This window comes from Candidatus Zixiibacteriota bacterium (assembly GCA_014728145.1).
GTDB lineage: Bacteria > Zixibacteria > MSB-5A5 > JAABVY01 > JAABVY01 > WJMC01.
Genome location: WJMC01000175.1, coordinates 1 through 18,598 on the forward strand (window position 1 = coordinate 1; position 18,598 = coordinate 18,598).

The following is an 18,598-nucleotide window of genomic DNA, read 5'->3' on the forward strand; positions in this document are numbered from 1 at the left end:
GGGGATGTCATCACATTCCCGCGCTCATCCAGAACGACAGTAACACTATCCGGCTTGATGGTTGCTAGAAGCCTCTCCGATTCCGCTTTTATCACCTGCTCTTTTTTGTCGTCGCCGGCCTGTTTCTCTTCTTTGACAGTGATCTCCGAGAGCGTAGCATAGCGAGAGAGCAGTTTGTCGAAATGGTCGATACCTTCAGAGATCCAGCTGGTCTTGATCTTACCGACTGTTACAAAGCGGATATGAATCATTCCGATTCGATGATTTTAATGACGGCGTTCCGACTGCGGGGACCGTCGAATTCACAAAAGAAAATACCCTGCCAGGTGCCCAGAACAAGACTGCCGTTTTCGATGATGACAGTCACCGATGAGCCCATAAGGGAAGCCTTGATATGAGCGGCCGAATTGCCCTCGGCATGGCGGTAGCTATCTTCCCAGGGAAAGCGTTTATCGAGGCTTGTGATGATGTCCTCGCGGACGGCTGGATCGGCGTGTTCGTTAATCGTAATGCCGGCCGTGGTGTGGGTTACATAGACGACCGCCAGCCCATTTTTGATAGTAGAGTTTGAAACGGCTTGTTTGACCTGGGAGGTAATATCCTTGAACTGTGTATGACTCTCGGTTTTGACACCAATTTTTTTTATCATTTAAACAATGCCTCCACGAAATCATTGCGGGAGAACTCGTCGAGATCCTCGATCTTCTCCCCCAGGCCGACGAACTTGACGGGCACATCGAACTGGTCGGCGATAGCTACCACGATACCGCCCTTGGCGGTGCCGTCCAGCTTGGTCAGAACCAGCCCGGAGAGAGTCAGGTTGTCATCGAAGACCTTAACCTGCCGGACACCGTTTTGGCCGGTGGTAGCATCGATCACTAGCAGGGTTTCATGCGGTGCGCCTTCCAGAGCTTTGCCGATCACTCGTTTGGTTTTTTTGAGTTCCTCGAGGAGATTGACCTTGGTGTGAAGCCTTCCGGCTGTGTCGATCAGGACGACATCGATATTGCGTCGCGTAGCGGCCTGCAGTGCATCATAAGCCACCGCCGCGGCATCACCGCCCGGATGCGACTTGACTATCTCACAATCTGCGCGCTCAGCCCAGATTTCAAGCTGTTCGATAGCGGCCGCGCGGAATGTGTCAGCCGCCGCCAAGAGCACGGACTTACCGCGTTCTTGAAAATACTTGGCCAGTTTGCCGATTGTCGTGGTCTTGCCGGTACCGTTTACCCCGACGATCATGATCACGAATGGTTTCTGTTCAACTTCGAAAAAACTTTTGGGAGCGCCATTGGAAGAAAATATCTTCTCGATTTGCCGTTTGAGCAGATCGTAAATCTCTTCACTGCCTTCCGGTTTTTCGGTCCGGTTAGCTTCTTTTAGCCCCTCGATGATCTTCTGGGTTGTGGCCACGCCGATGTCCGACTGGATCATGATCTCCTCTATTTCTTCCAGGAAATCGTCGTCGATTTTGTTGTACATCCCGATCGTACTGCGGATTTTCGAAACCAGGTTTTCCTTGGTCTTCTTCAACCCGTCGACCAGCCTCTTGAATGAGAACTTCATTTGGTAACCTCAACTCCTTCATCAGTTTCAATCCGGTCGTCCTGTTCAGTTTCAATCACTGCATCATCATTCGCGGGTTCGTCCGTGAGTTCGTCCCGGTCAACCTTTTCGATAAGTTCAACCTGTTCCACACCTCGTTTGAGATTGACAGATACAACCTGCGACACTCCCGGTTTCGACATGGTGATACCGTAGAGCGTCTCGGCCGCTTCCATAGTCAGCTTGTTGTGGGTGATTATAATAAACTGGGTGTTCTCAGTAAAGCGCTTGATCAACTTCAAAAAACGCCCGATGTTGGCATCATCCAGGGGTGCGTCGACTTCATCGAGAATACAAAACGGCGAGGGTTTGACCATGTAAAAGGCGAACAAAAGCGAAAGCGCGGAGAGCGCACGTTCCCCTCCTGAGAGCTGATGGATCGAGAGCAGTTTCTTGCCCCGCGGACGGGCGGAGATGTGGATTGTGGCCTCGAGCGGATCGACGTTTTCATCGAGCCTGAGGTTCGCTTCTCCACCCTCGAACAGTTCACAGAAAACGTTCTGGAAGTTTTCACGCACAATCTTGAAAGTCTCAATGAATTTTTTGCGCGCCGTGGAGTTGATACGCGAGATCGTCAGGCGCAGGTCTTCCTTGGCCTTGTTGAGGTCTTCGATCTGGTTTTTAAGGAAATCCGCCCGTGAACGGGTTTGATCATATTCCTCCAAAGCCAGCAGGTTGACCGGGCCGAGTTTCTGGAGCCTGTCTTTTAAATCGTTAAGCTCAGATTGCGAATCCGCCCTTTCCTCATCGGAAAGATGAATCACCCGTGACTGTGCGTTCAGGTCGCAGTCGTAGCGCTCGGAAGTATCGGACAGGAGCGTTTCCTTCTGGGTCGCCAGGCTGTTCAGCTTCAGGTCGATAGTGTGAAGATTACCTGACAATTCCTCGAGACGGGCGCGCAGTTGTTTCAGGCGTTTGTCGTACTCATTGAATTTTGCATCGATTTCAGCGATCTCGCCCTCGGCCGAGATCAATTCATCGGAGGCTTTCTCTTTTGTCTCGAAAGTTTGTTCGAGGTCGTTTTCGAGCAGAATCAGTTCACGCCTTATCTCAGTTGATGTGAGTACCAGATCGTTAATCATCCTGGTCTTATCCGACAGTGAATTGTCGATCTCGGTTTTGAGCTCATTGAGCCGGCGGTGATTGTTCTCGGCTGTTTCGAGCGAAGCCTCGATCGAGAACAACCTCATCTTGAGATCAGAAAGGCTCTGGGAACTCTTATCACGGGTTTGAGTCAACTCGTTGATCTGCTCTTTTAGACTCTGGGCCTGCCCCTGGTTTTCATCGAGATGATTTCGCTGGGTAGAAACTTTTTTGCCCAGGCCGGATTTTTCGCTGTCGATTTTTTCGAGCTGGTCGCGCAGGTTGTCGACATACTTGCGCTTTTCATCGATCTGGCCGGAGGTCGAGTTTATTTTGATCCTGCTTTGAGCCAGAGTGGCATTGAGCGAGGCCAGTTCTTCTTTTTTCTCTGCTATCAAATCACTTGTATTATTAATTTTCTGTTTAAACTCGTTACGAGTGCTGTTGATTTCCTCCTGCCGGGAGTTGAGCCTGATGCGTTCTTCCGAAAGCTGAGCGATCTGTTCTTTGAGTTCCTCGAACTGGTTTTTACGGCCCACCAGCAGGATCTCCTCGGTACCGCCGATTGCCAGGGATTTGGAAAAATCGAGCATCTCACCCATGGGGGAAACCATATCGAAACCGGACACGCCGGTCTGTTCAAAGAGCCTGTCGGCGACAATTATATCCTTGAAGAGATAACGCGACAGCCTGCTGAACTCAGGCTCGGTCTGGATAAATTTATACAGTTGACCGTGGATACCCGGGTTGTTGGGAAAGCTGATTTCAGGATCATCCGGTTCGGGCACATTCTCAAGTATAATCAGTCCAAAACGGCCGAAATCGTTCTCACGTCCGTGGGCGATAACATCCTCGGCCGTCTTTTGATCGCGTACCACGAAATAATTGGACAGCTCGCCCAGGACAGTCTGTACACAGGCCTGGTATTTTTCCGGCGGGTTTATGATGTTCGCAACCGTGTCCAGAATTCCGGGAAAGCGCTCCTTGATATTGCCGATCTGGGCCGCCCCGGAAGTGTATCCTTCATATTGATGGATGATCTTTTCGACCATCTTTAGTTCGGCTTCGAGCTGGTGACTTTTACTGTCGATCTTTTGGCGTTTTACCTCGGACTGTTTAAACTCATCTTCGAGCTGGTCCAGGTTCTGGTTGTATTCACCGAGGTTGTTCTGCTTTGATGTTATAAATGAGTTACTTTCGGCTACTTTCTTTTCGAGTTCGGATTTTTCATTGTTATAATTTTTAAGATCCTGTTCAAGAGATGTTATCTCATTTTCGAGTTCCTCGGTCTTTTCAAGCGATGTAGTGTATTTCAAGTTCAGGGTAATCTGGTTTTCCTGGCTCGAGTTGATTTCCTTTTCGATTTTATCAATTTCCGCCTGCAGGCGATCATAGGAACCGATCAGCTGATTCAAACGCGATGAGACCTGGTTAAGAGCTTCTTCAGATTTAGTGACTTGTTCAGAAAGTTCGGACGATTCTGATTTTAACCTGGTGACTTCTCCATCGGCCTTGTCGATCTCTTCCTCGAGACTCTCCTGGCGATGTTCATGCGAGCGGATTTCCTCCACCGTTTGAATATGGCGATTGCGGGTGTTTTCGAGCTTCTCACGCAGTACAGAGATTCGGTTCTCACAACTGTGAAGTTTTTCGGTCAGTTGAGCGATGTTTTCGCGTTTCTCACGCAGGGCATTCTCTTTTTCGGAGAGAGTCAACTTAAACTTCTCGCGATCGAGATCGATCACCTTTTCTTCTGACCTGAGGCTTTCGATCTCGTCATTGACTTCGGTTTTTCGGGATTCGAGATCATCGAGTTCCTGATTGATGGAAACCCATTGATCGATCGCCAGCCTGACACCCAGTTTTTCAATTCTGCTGTTGAGTTCCTGGTGTCGTTTGGCCTTGGATACCTGGCGTTTGAGCGAGTTGGCCTGCGATGACACCTCGGTATAGAGGTCCTCGAGACGCAGAAGATCGGCATCGGTGTTCTCGAGTTTGCGCAGGGCGTCCTTTTTGCGCTGTTTGTACTTGGTAATCCCAGAGGCTTCCTCAAAGAAGCGACGGCGATCCTCGGCCTTGTCGGAGAGGATGACATCGATCATGTCCTGCTCGATAACCGAATATGTGCCCGAGGTCAGCCCGGTATCCAGAAACATCTCGGTGATATCTTTCAGCCGGCAGGGGACTTTGTTGATGAAAAATTCGGAATCCCCGGACCGGTACAGGCGCCGGGTCAGGGTAACCTGGTTGTAGGGAGAGGCCAGGACGCCTTTGCTGTTGTCCAAAGTCAGGTTGACCTCAGCCATTCCCAGGGGCTTGATGTCGCGCGTGCCGGAGAAGATTACTTCCTCGAGTTTTCCACCGCGCAAAATCGACATGCGGGTTTCACCCAGAACCCATCTTAATGCATCCAGTATATTCGTCTTCCCGCAACCGTTGGGGCCTACAATACAGGATATGCCGTGTGAAAAGTGCAGTACGGTTTTTTCGGGAAATGACTTAAAACCCAGTAGTTGCAATCTATCTAAATACATCGATGTCCTCTTCTCAGTTGTTGATGCCGGCCTTGAGCGATTTCAAGACGTCCATAATCGATCTTAAGATCAGCTTCTCGTTCTGGATGTAGTTCGATTTTATCTCGAGATTGTAAATCGGAGAGCCCCAGCTCCCGTAGTTTCCGATCCTGACAGGGACTTTTGAGCAGGCGGCGACATAGGCATTGAAGTAGTCCTTGCGGACTGCCAGGTCGATCAAAAGGTCAGCATCTTCTTTGACCACTTTATCGACAAACTGCCTGCCGGGAAGCCCGCTCCAGAGCATCTCGGTGTAACTCGGTTCCAGCTTGGTGGCCTTTTTGAGGTAATCCACCCGTTTGACACCCGCGTCACGATTGCCGACCAGGGTAAACCTGGCCTGGTCAAAAAGCTCAGTCAATTCCTTGATGAAATTGTCCGCGCTTTTCTGTTCATTGGGCTGGGAGGGATACAAAAGGACAATTTTATCGGGCGCGTTGAAGATATCCGAGAGGCTGTAATCCCGCCGGTCGGTTTTGCGCAACTGCCACTTGAACTTTATATCCCTGAGTATCTTCTTCAGAAACATTACCTGACATCCGTGGTATCGACAAATTCTATCCAGTTGGAACGATTCAGCAACAGGCTGTGCTCACCGGCAAAATCCAAGCTGTCGGTCTTGAGCCTGAAACCGTTGACATAGTATTTCGTTTTATCCATCCTCTCGCAGGAAATAACCAGTTCCTCATCGGCTACAAAAGTCCATGTCCTGCTCGGATTGACAAGCTTCTGGGTACTGTCACCATCGGCAACCAACGTAACCTGTTGTTGTTGCTCCGGATTTATGATAAGCTCGAGTTTGTCGTAACTGGCTAAAAACCGTTCACGCAGGATCTCGGTGGAATCAACAATCGGCGGAGCGGTAATTGCCGGTTCGGTTTCCGCTTCGCTGTCGCCGTGAGTATCGGCTTCATGTTGTTCCGTCTGGTGAGCTGTTTGTGCATGAGAACCTTCGCCTTCTTCCCCGCCCCGGAAAGTGATCAGTATTATCAACGCGATGAAGGCCACGAAAACGATCACACCGGTTAGAATCAGATAGTTTACGATTTCCGGTTTCTGGCCGGAAGGAGCTTTTTCAGTTTCCTTTTTCTGGTGGGGCTGTTTCTTTTCGGGTTTGTGATTTGCTCCCTGCTTTTTAGCGTCGACCACAGGTTTGAGCGGTGCCGGCTGTTGTTTTTTCTGTTTTGGAGGACGAGCCTGTTGCTTAGCGGGCTTTTTGCCCTCGACCTGGAAGGTCTGCATCAGCTCATCATAGTCGATCTCGAGCGTCTCGCAGTAGGATTTTAAAAACAGGGTCAGGTATGGTCCGGTGGGAAGATCATCCAGACGATCATCTTCTATGGCCTCGAGGTAATGCTGTTTGATACGGGTTACCTCGGCCAGTTCTTCGATCGTGACTTCCTTTTCTTCACGGATCGATTTCAGGTATTTACCGAGGGAGTTATCCTCGGCTGACGGGTCAAATTCTATGAACAATTTTATACCTCGCTTTTCATCTCTTCCATAAGATCGCCGAACAGTTTGGCTGGAAAACCAACGATGTTATCAAGTTCACCCCGGTAGGATTCTACCAGTTCACCGCCTTTGCCCTGAATGGCGTAGGCGCCGGCTTTGCCAAACGGTTCACCGGAGGTTATATAATCTTCGATATTCTTTTCACTCAATCGTTTGAACTGCACATGGCTGACAGCGTGGCCACATACGATCCTGCCGTTTTCCGGGTTGCGCAATGCGACGGCTGTAATCACCTGGTGCTCCTGGCCGGACAGGCTTTTAAGCATACGGGCCGCGTCGGCCTCATCAGCGGGCTTATTGATTATCTCACCGCCTCTGACCACGATCGTGTCCGCGGCGATGATCATGGCGCTGTCAGTTTCGGAAACTGCCTCCGCTTTTAATTTTGCCAGTCTTTCGGCGTAACCGCCCGGATGACCGTTGTGAGAAATGTTCTCATCCACATCCGGAACTACTTTTACAAATTCGATCCCCAGCAGGTTCATGATTTCCGCCCTGCGGGGTGAGTTAGAAGCCAGAATTATACGGTACCCGGAAGCATTCTGCTTGAGTCTGTCCGCTAATTCAGGCGGATAAGATAGATTGTATCTCATATCGTTTTACTGTCAACAATAATAGTTACCGGTCCCCAATTATTGATTTCGACCAGCATCCGGGCGCCGAATTCGCCTCTGGCGACATTTACGTCTTCGCTTTCACAGGCTTCAATAAACTCCTCGTAGAGTTCTTCGGCCTGTTGCGGTTCGCAGGCGTCGGAAAACGAAGGACGGTGGCCTTTACGGGTATCCGCCAGGAGGGTGAACTGCGAGACCACCATGACATCGTAACCCTGTTTCAAACAGGAGTAATTGAACTTGCCGTGCTGATCCTCGAAGATGCGCATATTCAGGCATTTGTAGGCCAGCTTGCGCACATCATGGGAGGAGTCGCCCTCGGCCGCGCCAACCAGTAGTACCAGCCCGGGTCCGATTTTTCCAATTTCCTTGCCATCGACTGAAACACGTGCCGACTTTACGCGTTGCAGAACCACTCTCATAATCACAGGAATTTAGACACAGCGAGGTTTAAAGTCAACAAAAACCACTTAATATAACTTCCGGAAACTCTTATTCCGTGCGGATTTCGCGGGTGTTTTCGATAACAGCGGCCCCGACCGAATCACCCCATACATTGACAGCTGTACGGAAACGGTCCAAAAGCCAGTCGACCGCCAGAATCGAGGCTATTCCCTCCACCGGCAGATTAACCGCCTGGAGCACGATTACCATAGTAACCAGACCCGCCTGGGGAATCCCGGCCGCGCCGATTGCTGCCAGGGTAGCGGTCAGGACGATTATGATCTGCTGGCCGAACGTGAGGTCGACGCCGTATAGCTGGGCGATAAAGATCGCCGCTACCGCTTCATAGAGAGCGGTACCGTCCATGTTAATAGTGGCTCCCAGCGGAAGCACGAATGAGGCCGCCTTGCGGTTGACCTTGTTATATTTCTGGACGCAGTCGAGAGTGATCGGAAGGGTGGCCGAGGAAGATGCCGTGGAAAAGGCTGTAGCTACAGCCTGGAAAACATTTGACCCGTACTTCAGGGGATTACGCCTTGTCAGCAGATAGAGAATTAAAGGCAGGATGATGAAAGCGTGTATCGACAGGCCGGTCAACACGCTCAGCGAGTACTTGCTGACTTTCAGGATTTCATACAAGACCGGGTTGACCCCGCCTGTTATTGATGGGTCGGATGTGGCGATCACCGTGGCGATTTTTCCGGCTACAAGCCCAAACACCCCGACCGGCGCGAACCACATGATGATATGCACCATCTTCATGATAACTTCGTTTAAGCCGTCGAAGATCTCGATCAGCATCTCCCCTTTTTTACCGATCGTGGTCAAAACAGCGCCGAAGAAGAGCGAAAAGATTATCAAGGGCAGTACCCTGGTCTCAGCCATCGCCTCAAAGACATTGGTCGGGATCAGTTTCAGGAAAAAACCGAGAATAGAAAATTCACCGGCATCGGCCACTGGTTCGGCCGACTGGTTAAAGATGCTCTGACCGACTCCGGGCTGAATCAGGTTGACGACTATTATTCCAATTATCACCGAGGCGAAAGTGGTCATAAGGTAATAGCCGACTGTTTTTGCGGCAGTACCTCCCAGCTTGCGGATGTCACCCAGGGCGGCCACACCAGTCACCATCGATGTGATAATTAGCGGAATAACAATCATCTTGAGGGCATTCAGAAACAGGGTGCCGAAAAAAGATGCCCAAACCATCTTTTCGCCCAGCGTGTACCCCAGAAATCCGCCCAGGATGATTCCGATCAGGATGCCGATCAGTATTATTTTGTTGCTGTCAGAATCGCCGACTTTCATGACCTCCCCAGGATAAACTAAATTCTATTGTATCATTTCAGCAGACGACGGTCAACTAAAAGTATGACATCGACAGTGGCTACAAGGTAAATAAAAACCCCGCCTTAAATGACGGGGTTTTTACAGAGTAAACTGCTGTATCTATCGAATCAGGCTGAAGACGATGTCCGAGAGGAAGGAGTTCGGCGAACCCGAGACACCTTCGCAGACATAAGTGTCGGTCCAGTCGTAGGTGTTGCCGCCAGATTCGGCATGGACTGTGATGGTCGAGGAATTAGTGAAAGTGATCGTCATGCTGTATGATCCCTGCCCTCCGCCATCCGGGCCGGAAACATTCATGGTGGCGTCAGCGGTAATCGTACCGGATTGCGGGCAACCACTGTTATCGTCGATTACCAGGTTGCTGATGGTCAGATCATAGACGATATCTCCGGTAACAATCCCTTCTGAGCCACTGCCGGTCAGGCTGTAATCGTACTCGAAACTTCCGTCGACCTCAATATCACCATTCGGCAGTTCCTGGTAGGTGTTATTGATATCGTATTTGTCAAAACTGAGATCGAGGTCGATACTGGTAGTGTCGTACTGGAATGATATATCCATTGTCAAGGTCATGTGCATGATAAACTGCAGGAAATCGGTCGAACTGGTCGGGACCTGGACTGGAGTGCCGTTTTCCTTGAACTGGACGGAATCAGCCAGGCTGACCGTATACGAGTACGTACCGTATTCATCGGTTTCGGTGTCACTTCCGGACATGATGAAGTAGTGCCAGCCGTTCTGGTAACCTTCTGATGTGTCTTTGGGTTCGGCGGTTACGGTCGCTTTACCGAAAGCGTCATCTGAGCTGGGTGGCTCGAACCCGTCCCAGTTTTCAAAACCCTGCAGAACAGAAGTAAGGATCAGGTCCATATCCTGCTGAACCTGGGCCTGCAGATCGGTCTGCGATATCGGCTGGACGCCGTTATCATCATCGTCGGAACTCGAACAGGCAAAGACCGAAAAGAGTGCCAGCGAGGCGGACATAAAAAGCGCAATAAACAGTTTCCTTTTCATTTACTCCTCCATGGTTATAAAAGGGGTTAGTAATCAGTTCTTTCGGGGACAAAAATATTTTCAGACGCTACCGCTGTCAACTACAAAATTTTATTTCTGGGCCAGCTGATAGATATTTCCATCCTGATCGATTTCCCATACCTGAATGCCTTTGGCGGTCGCGGTAAAACCGTCAGGTGTCAGCTCAACCAGGTAGCGGTACTTTCCCCCGGCCGGCATGATCATACCGATCTCCTCCAGGTCAGTGGAGTAGACCTGATGTTCAGCGTAGAACTCCTGCTGTTTGATGTAGATTTGTTTGAGCATCTCCTGCGCCTCGGCAGAATACACCGTTTCCGGAAGACTTACACCGGAGTGGCTGTCTTCGGCTTCCTGATCGGAATTACCCGAACATCCAGCAATCAAAGCCGCTGCCAGTATAAGTATGAAAAACGGCAGTTTCCCTGATGATATAATGATCATCGTTGCCTTCCTTGTTATTTATACCTGTCTTAAGTAATTCGGTGTTTATAATTCAGCCCCGGCAGAATATCACAGATTCATGTCAAATAGCGCTAAATTTCCCGGGTTGCAAATTAAGGTTGCCATAAATCCAAAAAAATGCGATTTTTTCCCTATACATTGAATAATCGGCCGATTGCGGAGTAATCTTGATGAAAACTGGTGAATTCGAAGTGTCCGATGAGAAGCTTTTGATGATGGTAAAGGCCGGTGATAAGGATGCTTTCAGACATTTGGTCGAAAGGTACAAGAAAAAAGCTTATTACCTGGCGCTCAAGCTGGTTGGTGACCCGGCCGACGCCATGGATATCTCGCAGGAAGCGTTTATACGGGTCTACAACGCCCGCAAACGCTACGACCAGGACAGGTCGTTTTTCAGCTGGTTTTACACGATTATTGCCAATCTCTGCAAGAACCACCTCAAGAAACTCAGGGTTCGGGCGGATTATAAGAGATCCACTCAGGATGAAGCCCGGGCTGGAAGCGGTGAACGTGCTCTTTCCCCCGATCTTCTGGTGGAAGCTGATGAAACCCGCGAGCAGGTCTGGGAAGCGATCGAGAAATTATCTTTCGAACACAGGGAAATCATCGTCCTCAGGCATTTCGAGGATATGTCATACGAGGAAATTGCTGAATCTCTTGGTATTCCGGTAGGGAGCGTGATGAGCCGGTTGTACTACGCCCGTAAGAAGATGAAAGAGGAGCTGGGTATATTGTATGGATGAAGACCGCAAAAAAGAGCTTCTGATGAAGGCTGTCGACGGGCTGGCGAGCGAAGAGGAACTGGCCGAGCTTAAGCAGGCGGCAGGTTCCGATCCTGCTCTGGCGGATGAGTTCAGGGCGTTTACGAAGATAAAGGAGGTAACAGACTCAATTATGTTTAAGGATCTTCCTGACAGCCACTGGGAGGGTTACTGGACAAATGTCTATAACCGCCTGGAGCGCGGTATCGGCTGGGTACTGATGTCGATCGGCGCGATTATATTATTATGTTACGGAGCCTACCAGCTTTTCGAGGGTGTCTTCACCTCGTCTGAGATCAGCCTGGTTATCAAGATCGGTGTCGCAGTCGGCGGAGCCGGCCTGATTATTTTGCTGATCTCGATCGTGCGGGAGGTGATTTTCGCCCGTAAGAAAGAACGCTATAAGGAGGTCAAGCTTTGATAATAACCACATCAGATGATATCCCGGGCAAAAAGATTCTGAAGACGATCGGGATCGTACGCGGAAACACTATCCGATGCCGTCATCTCGGCCATGATATCGTAGCCCAGATTCGCAACATGGTCGGTGGTGAGGTCTCGGATTACACCAAGATGATTGCCGAAGCGCGCGAACAGGCGCTCGATCGTCTTCAGTCGGAAGCGATGTCACAGGGAGCTAACGCCGTGATCGCATTGCGTTTTTCGACCAGCTATATTATGGCCGGGGCCGCTGAACTTCTGGCATACGGTACCGCGGTTGTGGTCGAGGATTGACCAGCGTTACTCGCAAACGAATCCGATTTTTTGCACTCACTGTTTCTGGAATAAATTTTTCGCAACATTTTCAGTTTCAGACGGTCTTTTTAAATGACTGATTGTATAAGCAAATAGATAGAGGAGGGAGCGGACCATGAAACTATCTATCCCTGCCGCGTTTTTTATCATACTCTCGTTTTGCGCATTCGCCTGCGAGGGCGGTGAAAAAACCGAGTTATCCCATTCGGTCGCTATCGCCGATACACTCGAGGGGGAAGCCTATGAAGAGATCAGGGTAAGCAGTACCGCCTTCATCCACGAAGGCATGATACCCGTTCGTTATACCTGTGACGGCGAGGACAGCGCCCCGGAGTTACTCTGGAAAAACCTGCCCGACAGCACCGAATCGCTGGCATTGATCTGCGATGATCCTGACGCACCCGGCGGTACCTGGGTACACTGGGTCGTATACAATATCTCGCCTGCTGATACATCCCTGAGCATGATTGAGGCGGACTCGTCCAGCGAATTTGTCCGTGGAGAAAACAGCTGGGGTAAACTGGGCTATGGCGGTCCATGTCCCCCTTCGGGAACTCATCGCTATTTCTTCCAGCTCTACGCTCTCGACTGTGAACTCGAACTCGAGGAAGGAGCCACCAGGCAGGAAGTCCAGAAGGCAATGAAGGGCCATGTTCTCGGCTATGGCGAAATTATGGGGAAATATCATCGCCAGAACTGATTTGCCTGATTTTAATTGACAGCCTGAACCTGAGCGATTAACATATAATAAATCAGGATTTTGCCCCCGTGGTGTAATGGATAACGCACCGGCCTCCGGAGCCGGCAATCCCAGTTCGATCCTGGGCGGGGGTATTTTTTGTGAGTTCGATCTTTTTATTCTATCTTATCTTAGTTTCATTCAAATTCCCGCTCAATAAACATCAAAGTCAAATATATCTCTGCCGATATCTATAATTGAGGACTTGGAACCTGAGCTAACTGTTTTTGTAGACATGAGTTTTATGCCCGATTAATTTTGTCAATAAATAAGGAGTCTGTATGAATGAATATATCTGGCCGATTTCATTCGGCCTCACATTCGTTGTTCTGGGGGTAGTGTTCCTGCTCTTATTCCGGCGAGCATTATTCTCGGGGCCGGGAAAGAAAGCTATCGCCAACAATATCGAGCTCCCCCCTACTAACGCCCAGAATGTCGAGAACAAGGAAGCCTGGCTGGCGAGGTCAGCCAGAATGTTCGATTATGAATCGCTCAAAAGCTATGAGCAGGCTGTTCGCAAGGATCTTTTGAGCAAGAAAATAGAAAGCGACGCCCGTAAAATCGAGTACTTGATTGAACACCTGGCAGTAGCCATTCTGGCCAAAGATTTCGAGTATCTCAACAGCGTCCTCTACGGGAGCCAGGTCGGTCTTTTGGAACATCTCAATTCCAATACCGACGGCGACACCTATGATAATATCAAACCTTTTTATGAAATGGGAGCTTCACGCTATCCTGCGGTTTACCGGGATTACAGTTTTGATCAATACATGAATTTTTTGGAGAAATCTCAGCTTGTAAAAGCTGAGGACAAACGTTATTATATCACAGACATGGGACGCGATTACCTGAGCTTTCTGGTTAAGCTCAGGAGGAAAAAACCACGGTTCTAACACACCGATCACGTAGTTTACACTCAACCTGTGACCGGGAGGGTTGCAATGGGAAAATGCAATAATCTGATTCTGCACTGTATGGATTTCCGTATCCAGGAAATTCTTGAGGCCTGGATTCATCGCTATGGTTTAACCGGAAATGTCGACCGGATTTCGATTGGCGGCCCCTGCAAGGACCACGAGACCGCCTTGCGTTATATCCGGATCTGTATCGAAAAGCATGGAGTTAAGAACGTGTTTATTTCCCAGCATGAGGATTGTGCCGGCTATGGCGGTCATGATGCATTCCCTTCGCTCGAGGCGGAACATGAAAAGATCCTGGGCGATATGAGAAGCCTGCGGGATACAATCAAAAGCGAGTATTCCGATGTTGAAGTCACAATGCTTCTAGTCAAAGAAGCTGACGGCAAATGGAAAATCGAGGAAGTTAAGGGGTAGAAACCGAAATGTCGGCGATCGATTATGATAGAGAATACAGCCGGATTCCGGACTATTTCGGTTCGGAACCGGAGGAACTTCTCACCCAGCACGTGCACCTGATTGACGATTCTCTTCCGGTGCTCGACATCGGTGCCGGACAGGGTCGCCACAGTTTCTACCTGGCCTGCCGAAATTACAGGGTTATCGCGATTGACCCCTCGCAGGTAGCAGTGGATGGAATCAACCGGATAGTCGAAAAAGAGAAACTTCCGATCGATGCTAAAGCGTTGACATTCGAAGATCTCTATACTGACCCGGAAAGTTTCAGCGCGGTCGTAGTCTGCGGATTGATCCAGATGATTGACTGGGACAAGATCAAACTCCTGATAAAGCGAATCGACAACTGGCTTGCCCCCGGCGGGTATTTGTTCATTACTGCCTGGACAATAGCCGACAGTTCCTATGAAATCCACCAGATAAAATCCAAACCGATCGGCAAAAACTCATTTCGAACCCCCGCGGGACAGGTCTGTACATTTTTGGAGAAAAACGAACTCAAGAGCATCTTCTCCGCTTACGAGCCTGTCTACTACCATGAGGGCTGGGGCAAGTGGCATACCCATGGAGACGGCGACCCGGAACGTCATGCCCGTGCCGAAGGCGTTTTCAGGAAAGCGTAGAATCCCCCCTAAAATAGATTGCCAATACCTGCGCAATTATTTACTTTCCCGAAAGCCACACACACACGATGATGGCGAAAGCGGGAATTAGTTTGTGAATATCAGAGAACATCCGACAGGCTTCTGGTTCATTTTCTGGGGCGAGTACGCCGAACGGGCCAGCTTTTACGGTATGAAAGCCCTGCTGGTACTGTACATGATCGACAAGCTGGGTTACTCGGATGCTGATAGCGCAACTGTCGCTTCGATCTTTACGGCGTCATGTTATATCGCGCCGATCATCGGCGGTTATGTCGCTGACCGCTGGCTGGGCAAGTTCAGGACGATTATATACTTCGCGATTCCCTACATAATGGGACATATCATCCTGGGCTCGTTCGAGACGAGTACCGGTCTGTATGTCGCCCTGGCATTGCTGGCGGGCGGTTCCGGCAGTGTCAAACCGAATATCAGCACGCTGATGGGATTGATGTACGAACAGGCGGGAAAATCCCATCTTCTGTCCCAGGCCTTTTCGTTTTTCTATATGGCCATAAATATCGGGGCCGCTTCCACTATGCTGACTCTGCCGTTTATCAGAGATCATTACGGATACTCCGCCGCGTTTATGGCGCCGACTGTGTTGATGGTGGTATCATTGGGAATATTCTACCTCGGGAAACGTCATTACCCGGTTGAGGATGTCAAGTCTCAATATGAGAAGCCACGTGCGAGCGCTCAAAAATCGGAGGACCGGAGAATTACCTGGCGGATTATGGGATTGTTCGCATTGATTGTTTTCTTCTGGTCAGTGTTCGACCAGGCTTATTCGACATGGACTCTCTTCGCTCGCGACTATTTGATCCTGGACACTTTTTTGGGCACTATTCCACCCGATGCCATCCAGGGTCTAAATCCTGTCCTGATTGTAATCCTGACCCCGTTTTTTGCCTGGCTCTGGTCTAAAACGGACAAAAGTGAGAAGGTCCGGCTGTCGTCACCGAAAAAGATGCTGATCGGCTTTGTGCTGGTGATATTCTGTATGGCGCTTATGACTGTGGCCGGATTTGTGGCTGTCGAGAACAAAGTTTCGATTTTATGGGAGGTGTTCGCCTATATCCTGATGACTTCGGCGGAGCTGTGCATCTCCGTGATCGGACTGCAACTGGCGTTCGAGGAGGCACCCAACCATATGAAATCGAGGATTACCGCCCTGTGGTGGACGACGGTCTTTTTCGGCAATATCCTGGCCGGTTTGTTCGCGCGGGTATATACCGCGATCAAGCCCGGTGAATACTTTGGCCTGATGACGATCATGATAATCATCGTGACTATTGGATTTTATTTCGTCGGTAAAAGATTTGAAAAGCCACGTCAGGCGGAAGTCGATACGCAGTCATTAAAAAGTTAAGGTCGGATCAAACGTTTTCTTTTGTCTTCTGCGGTTTGTATTTTTTGAGTGAATCTTCGAGATCTATGATCAGGGTTTTTTCATGATAGAGTGTGGTCTTGAAGGACTTTACCTGCTTGAGTTCCTGCAGGGTGCCTGTGATACTGTTGACACCGTTCTGGATAGCGATCAGTGAATTGCTCAGTACCTTGTTGTGGTCCTCGAGGTCTCCCTTGTTGAGAGCCATTTCGATCAACTGCGACCTGCCCAGAATCGAGGCGCAGGCATTGTTGAAGTAATGCGAGAAAGTCGCCACAACCGTATGCAGTATCTCTACCGCGAGCCTGTCAAATTCCAGCCTCTGTTCGAAATCAGTTTCGGTTTTGATGCTGTTCAAGAGATCTTCAACTTCACGGTACAGCTCGAATATTCGCAGGTTGGCCTCGGCCAGAAGTTCTACTGATGAGCCGACATCGACTTCCAGAAACGCCGCAGACTCGAGGAACCTGGGAACTATGTCGGTCTCAATCTCGGACATATCATTGTTGCTAATCCCCAGGTTTTTCATGAGGATGTTGCGGTTATCGAATTCTATTCCCTCCAGCACACCCCGGAAATCAAACTGGTTTTTTGCGGTTTTTTCTGCCAGGTTGATAATCTCCGGAATCTTCTGGTCCTTCGAAGCTTCCTTGAGTTCAAATGTATCGTGATGTTGCATAACTGAAATAGCGTAAACCTGGGGCAGATTCCATTTCGATAAGACATACGATCCAACCCGGTTATGAGTGGTGCCGAAAGCCATTTCCTCCAGCTTCAACAAGTCTTCTCCACGCTGGCTCACCCCTTCCCAGATATGGGCGTATTCACGCGGATAGAGAGTGTCCAGAACGAGTATTCCGATATCGTGGAACAGCCCGGCGATATAGGCTTCCTCGGAATACTTGGGGTGAACTCGTTCGGCCAGGAGTTCTGAGGTTACGGCGACTTCGATGGAATGCTTCCAGAAATCCTTTTTGGGCAGTTCGGTGTTGAGCCCTGTAATAAAATCACAGATCGCCATCGAAAGCGCGATGGAACGGATAGTCCGCGCCCCGAGAGTCATGACAGCATCGCGAATCGAGGAGACCTTTAACTGCCGGCCATAGGCGGCCGAATTGGCGGCACTCAAAACCCGCGCCGTCAGGGGCACATCCTTGAGAATTATCCTGGCCAGCTCATCTAAAGGAGACTCCTGATCCTCTATGACGCGCAGTATCTCCGCCAGAACTTCCGGCAGTGTAGCCAGGTTCTCCAGCTCTTCTAACCGTTTAAATACCTGTTTTTCTTTCATATCAATACATTGAATTTATCGGCAAATTGTCAGGTAAAATGAAGTACTATTGTAACTTTGCCGCTTTTCTGCGGATTCTGGCCAGTCTTTTCGCAAATCGTTCTGTCCAAACCTGATAGCTATCGGCTGTTGCGATCTGAGACATCTGGTAAATGACTTCGTTGGCGCGTTTGCAGACTGCCTCGGCCTGTTTGAGATCACGAGTGCGGTGTTCATGGTATTTGGCCAGCTCCTCGAGAGCCTGGTAAAAGCTCGGATTATAGGCTTCAGTCAACATCTGCCAGTAGCTCAGGGCGGCCTCGAAATCGCCCATCCGTTTGGCTAAAAGCGAAGCTTCGAAGATATTGCGAAAGTGGTAGCTGTTGTCAACGGCTTCGGATTTGCTGAAATTGGTCATGGCCCGGCTGAAATCCCGCCGCTTGAGATAAAACTTCCCCAGCGCCCAGCTGTCCTGTTCGGACAACTTATCAGCCCGTTCGGCCTTCTCGACAAATTTGTTCAACTCGACCAGGACACCCAAAGTGGAAAGAATATCCCATTGATTGTGAATTACGACCTGGTAAACGCTGTCGGGATTGCCGTCGCGCAGGTAATCGAAATATATCTGCGGAATTTGCTCCGAGGGGACATCGTTTAAGCGCTCGAAACCGAGCAGGCTGGATTCCGCCGTCTTGAGTGTGCAGTCAGGCAGTTTCAGACGGAAAAACCTTCTCAGTGTGAAAATTATATCGAGATGGTCGCGTGCAAAGAATTCCGAACCTGTTCGCTGGATGAGAAAACGATTGGTCAAAAGCGGGAGGTCAAACGCCCGCCCGTTGAATGAAACTAACACCTTGCCGGGGAGATCATCAAAGAGATGCTCCAGAAAACCAAGTTCTTCGCAATAATCGGGCAGAAAATGCTGACGGACGATGAAGCTGTCATCCTCGAAGTATCCCAGTCCGACCAGAAATGGTACAGTTCCGA

Annotated in this window: 21 protein-coding genes and 1 tRNA gene; 9 read left to right on the top strand and 13 right to left on the bottom strand. The window is 49.7% G+C overall.

What is annotated here, in order from left to right; all coding sequences use genetic code 11:
- The 11 genes from GF404_10180 to GF404_10230 form a co-directional block, all read right to left on the bottom strand.
- Positions 1 to 251: 23S rRNA (pseudouridine(1915)-N(3))-methyltransferase RlmH (locus GF404_10180; GenBank protein ID MBD3382549.1), on the bottom strand; the 251-nt coding region annotated here is incomplete at its 3' end.
- Positions 248 to 649, bottom strand: a complete 402-nt coding sequence (locus GF404_10185; protein MBD3382550.1) for a YjbQ family protein — start codon at positions 647 to 649, stop codon at positions 248 to 250. The genes GF404_10180 and GF404_10185, both read right to left, overlap by 4 nt.
- On the bottom strand, positions 646 to 1,566 hold the full coding sequence (ftsY, locus tag GF404_10190) for a signal recognition particle-docking protein FtsY (GenBank protein ID MBD3382551.1): 921 nt from the start codon (positions 1,564 to 1,566) through the stop codon (positions 646 to 648). The genes GF404_10185 and ftsY overlap by 4 nt, the downstream gene beginning before the upstream one ends.
- Complete coding sequence (smc, locus tag GF404_10195) at positions 1,563 to 5,222, bottom strand: chromosome segregation protein SMC (GenBank protein ID MBD3382552.1); 3,660 nt, start codon at positions 5,220 to 5,222, stop codon at positions 1,563 to 1,565. The genes ftsY and smc overlap by 4 nt, the downstream gene beginning before the upstream one ends.
- A 13-nt stretch (positions 5,223 to 5,235) precedes the next feature.
- The gene (locus GF404_10200) at positions 5,236 to 5,790 is read right to left on the bottom strand and encodes a hypothetical protein (GenBank protein ID MBD3382553.1); all 555 of its coding nucleotides are present in this window, start codon (positions 5,788 to 5,790) and stop codon (positions 5,236 to 5,238) included.
- Positions 5,790 to 6,743: a helix-turn-helix domain-containing protein gene (locus GF404_10205; protein MBD3382554.1), complete on the bottom strand. Its 954-nt coding sequence runs from the start codon at positions 6,741 to 6,743 to the stop codon at positions 5,790 to 5,792. Before GF404_10205 ends, GF404_10200 begins: the two co-directional genes overlap by 1 nt.
- On the bottom strand, positions 6,740 to 7,369 hold the full coding sequence (gene maf, locus GF404_10210) for a septum formation protein Maf (protein ID MBD3382555.1): 630 nt from the start codon (positions 7,367 to 7,369) through the stop codon (positions 6,740 to 6,742). Before maf ends, GF404_10205 begins: the two co-directional genes overlap by 4 nt.
- Positions 7,366 to 7,812: a D-tyrosyl-tRNA(Tyr) deacylase gene (locus tag GF404_10215; protein MBD3382556.1), complete on the bottom strand. Its 447-nt coding sequence runs from the start codon at positions 7,810 to 7,812 to the stop codon at positions 7,366 to 7,368. The genes maf and GF404_10215 overlap by 4 nt, the downstream gene beginning before the upstream one ends.
- A 70-nt stretch (positions 7,813 to 7,882) precedes the next feature.
- Positions 7,883 to 9,142, bottom strand: a complete 1,260-nt coding sequence (locus tag GF404_10220; GenBank protein MBD3382557.1) for a cation:dicarboxylase symporter family transporter — start codon at positions 9,140 to 9,142, stop codon at positions 7,883 to 7,885.
- A 141-nt stretch (positions 9,143 to 9,283) separates the two neighbouring features.
- Positions 9,284 to 10,198, bottom strand: a complete 915-nt coding sequence (locus GF404_10225) for a hypothetical protein (protein MBD3382558.1) — start codon at positions 10,196 to 10,198, stop codon at positions 9,284 to 9,286.
- Positions 10,199 to 10,288: 90 nt separating this feature from the next.
- Positions 10,289 to 10,660 (bottom strand): hypothetical protein, encoded by a 372-nt coding sequence (locus GF404_10230; GenBank protein ID MBD3382559.1) that lies wholly within the window; start codon positions 10,658 to 10,660, stop codon positions 10,289 to 10,291.
- 191 nt (positions 10,661 to 10,851) lie between these two features.
- On the opposite strand from GF404_10230, the gene GF404_10235 reads away from it, so the two are divergent.
- The 9 genes from GF404_10235 to GF404_10275 all read left to right on the top strand — a co-directional run bounded on the left by GF404_10235 (position 10,852) and on the right by GF404_10275 (position 16,323).
- Positions 10,852 to 11,424, top strand: coding sequence for a sigma-70 family RNA polymerase sigma factor (locus GF404_10235; GenBank protein MBD3382560.1), 573 nt, complete (start codon positions 10,852 to 10,854; stop codon positions 11,422 to 11,424).
- Entirely contained in the window at positions 11,417 to 11,863 is a 447-nt protein-coding gene (locus tag GF404_10240; GenBank protein ID MBD3382561.1) for a hypothetical protein, read from the top strand. Before GF404_10235 ends, GF404_10240 begins: the two co-directional genes overlap by 8 nt.
- Complete coding sequence (locus tag GF404_10245; protein MBD3382562.1) at positions 11,860 to 12,177, top strand: heavy metal-binding domain-containing protein; 318 nt, start codon at positions 11,860 to 11,862, stop codon at positions 12,175 to 12,177. The genes GF404_10240 and GF404_10245 overlap by 4 nt, the downstream gene beginning before the upstream one ends.
- A 307-nt stretch (positions 12,178 to 12,484) precedes the next feature.
- Positions 12,485 to 12,898 carry a YbhB/YbcL family Raf kinase inhibitor-like protein gene (locus GF404_10250; protein ID MBD3382563.1) on the top strand — a complete coding sequence of 138 codons (414 nt, stop codon included), beginning with the start codon at positions 12,485 to 12,487 and terminating at the stop codon, positions 12,896 to 12,898.
- Positions 12,899 to 12,960: 62 nt separating this feature from the next.
- Positions 12,961 to 13,032, top strand: a tRNA-Arg gene (locus tag GF404_10255).
- Between the two features lie 186 nt (positions 13,033 to 13,218).
- Positions 13,219 to 13,830, top strand: a complete 612-nt coding sequence (locus GF404_10260) for a hypothetical protein (protein ID MBD3382564.1) — start codon at positions 13,219 to 13,221, stop codon at positions 13,828 to 13,830.
- A gap of 48 nt (positions 13,831 to 13,878) precedes the next feature.
- Positions 13,879 to 14,271, top strand: a complete 393-nt coding sequence (locus GF404_10265; protein MBD3382565.1) for a hypothetical protein — start codon at positions 13,879 to 13,881, stop codon at positions 14,269 to 14,271.
- Between the two features lie 8 nt (positions 14,272 to 14,279).
- Complete coding sequence (locus tag GF404_10270; protein ID MBD3382566.1) at positions 14,280 to 14,933, top strand: methyltransferase domain-containing protein; 654 nt, start codon at positions 14,280 to 14,282, stop codon at positions 14,931 to 14,933.
- Positions 14,934 to 15,027: 94 nt separating this feature from the next.
- Positions 15,028 to 16,323 carry an MFS transporter gene (locus tag GF404_10275; GenBank protein MBD3382567.1) on the top strand — a complete coding sequence of 432 codons (1,296 nt, stop codon included), beginning with the start codon at positions 15,028 to 15,030 and terminating at the stop codon, positions 16,321 to 16,323.
- A 7-nt stretch (positions 16,324 to 16,330) separates the two neighbouring features.
- Here GF404_10275 and GF404_10280 read toward each other — a convergent pair whose 3' ends face one another.
- Positions 16,331 to 17,632, bottom strand: a complete 1,302-nt coding sequence (locus GF404_10280; protein MBD3382568.1) for an HDOD domain-containing protein — start codon at positions 17,630 to 17,632, stop codon at positions 16,331 to 16,333.
- Positions 17,633 to 17,678: 46 nt separating this feature from the next.
- Positions 17,679 to 18,598 (bottom strand): hypothetical protein (locus GF404_10285; GenBank protein ID MBD3382569.1); only part of this gene is annotated, 920 nt, incomplete at its 5' end.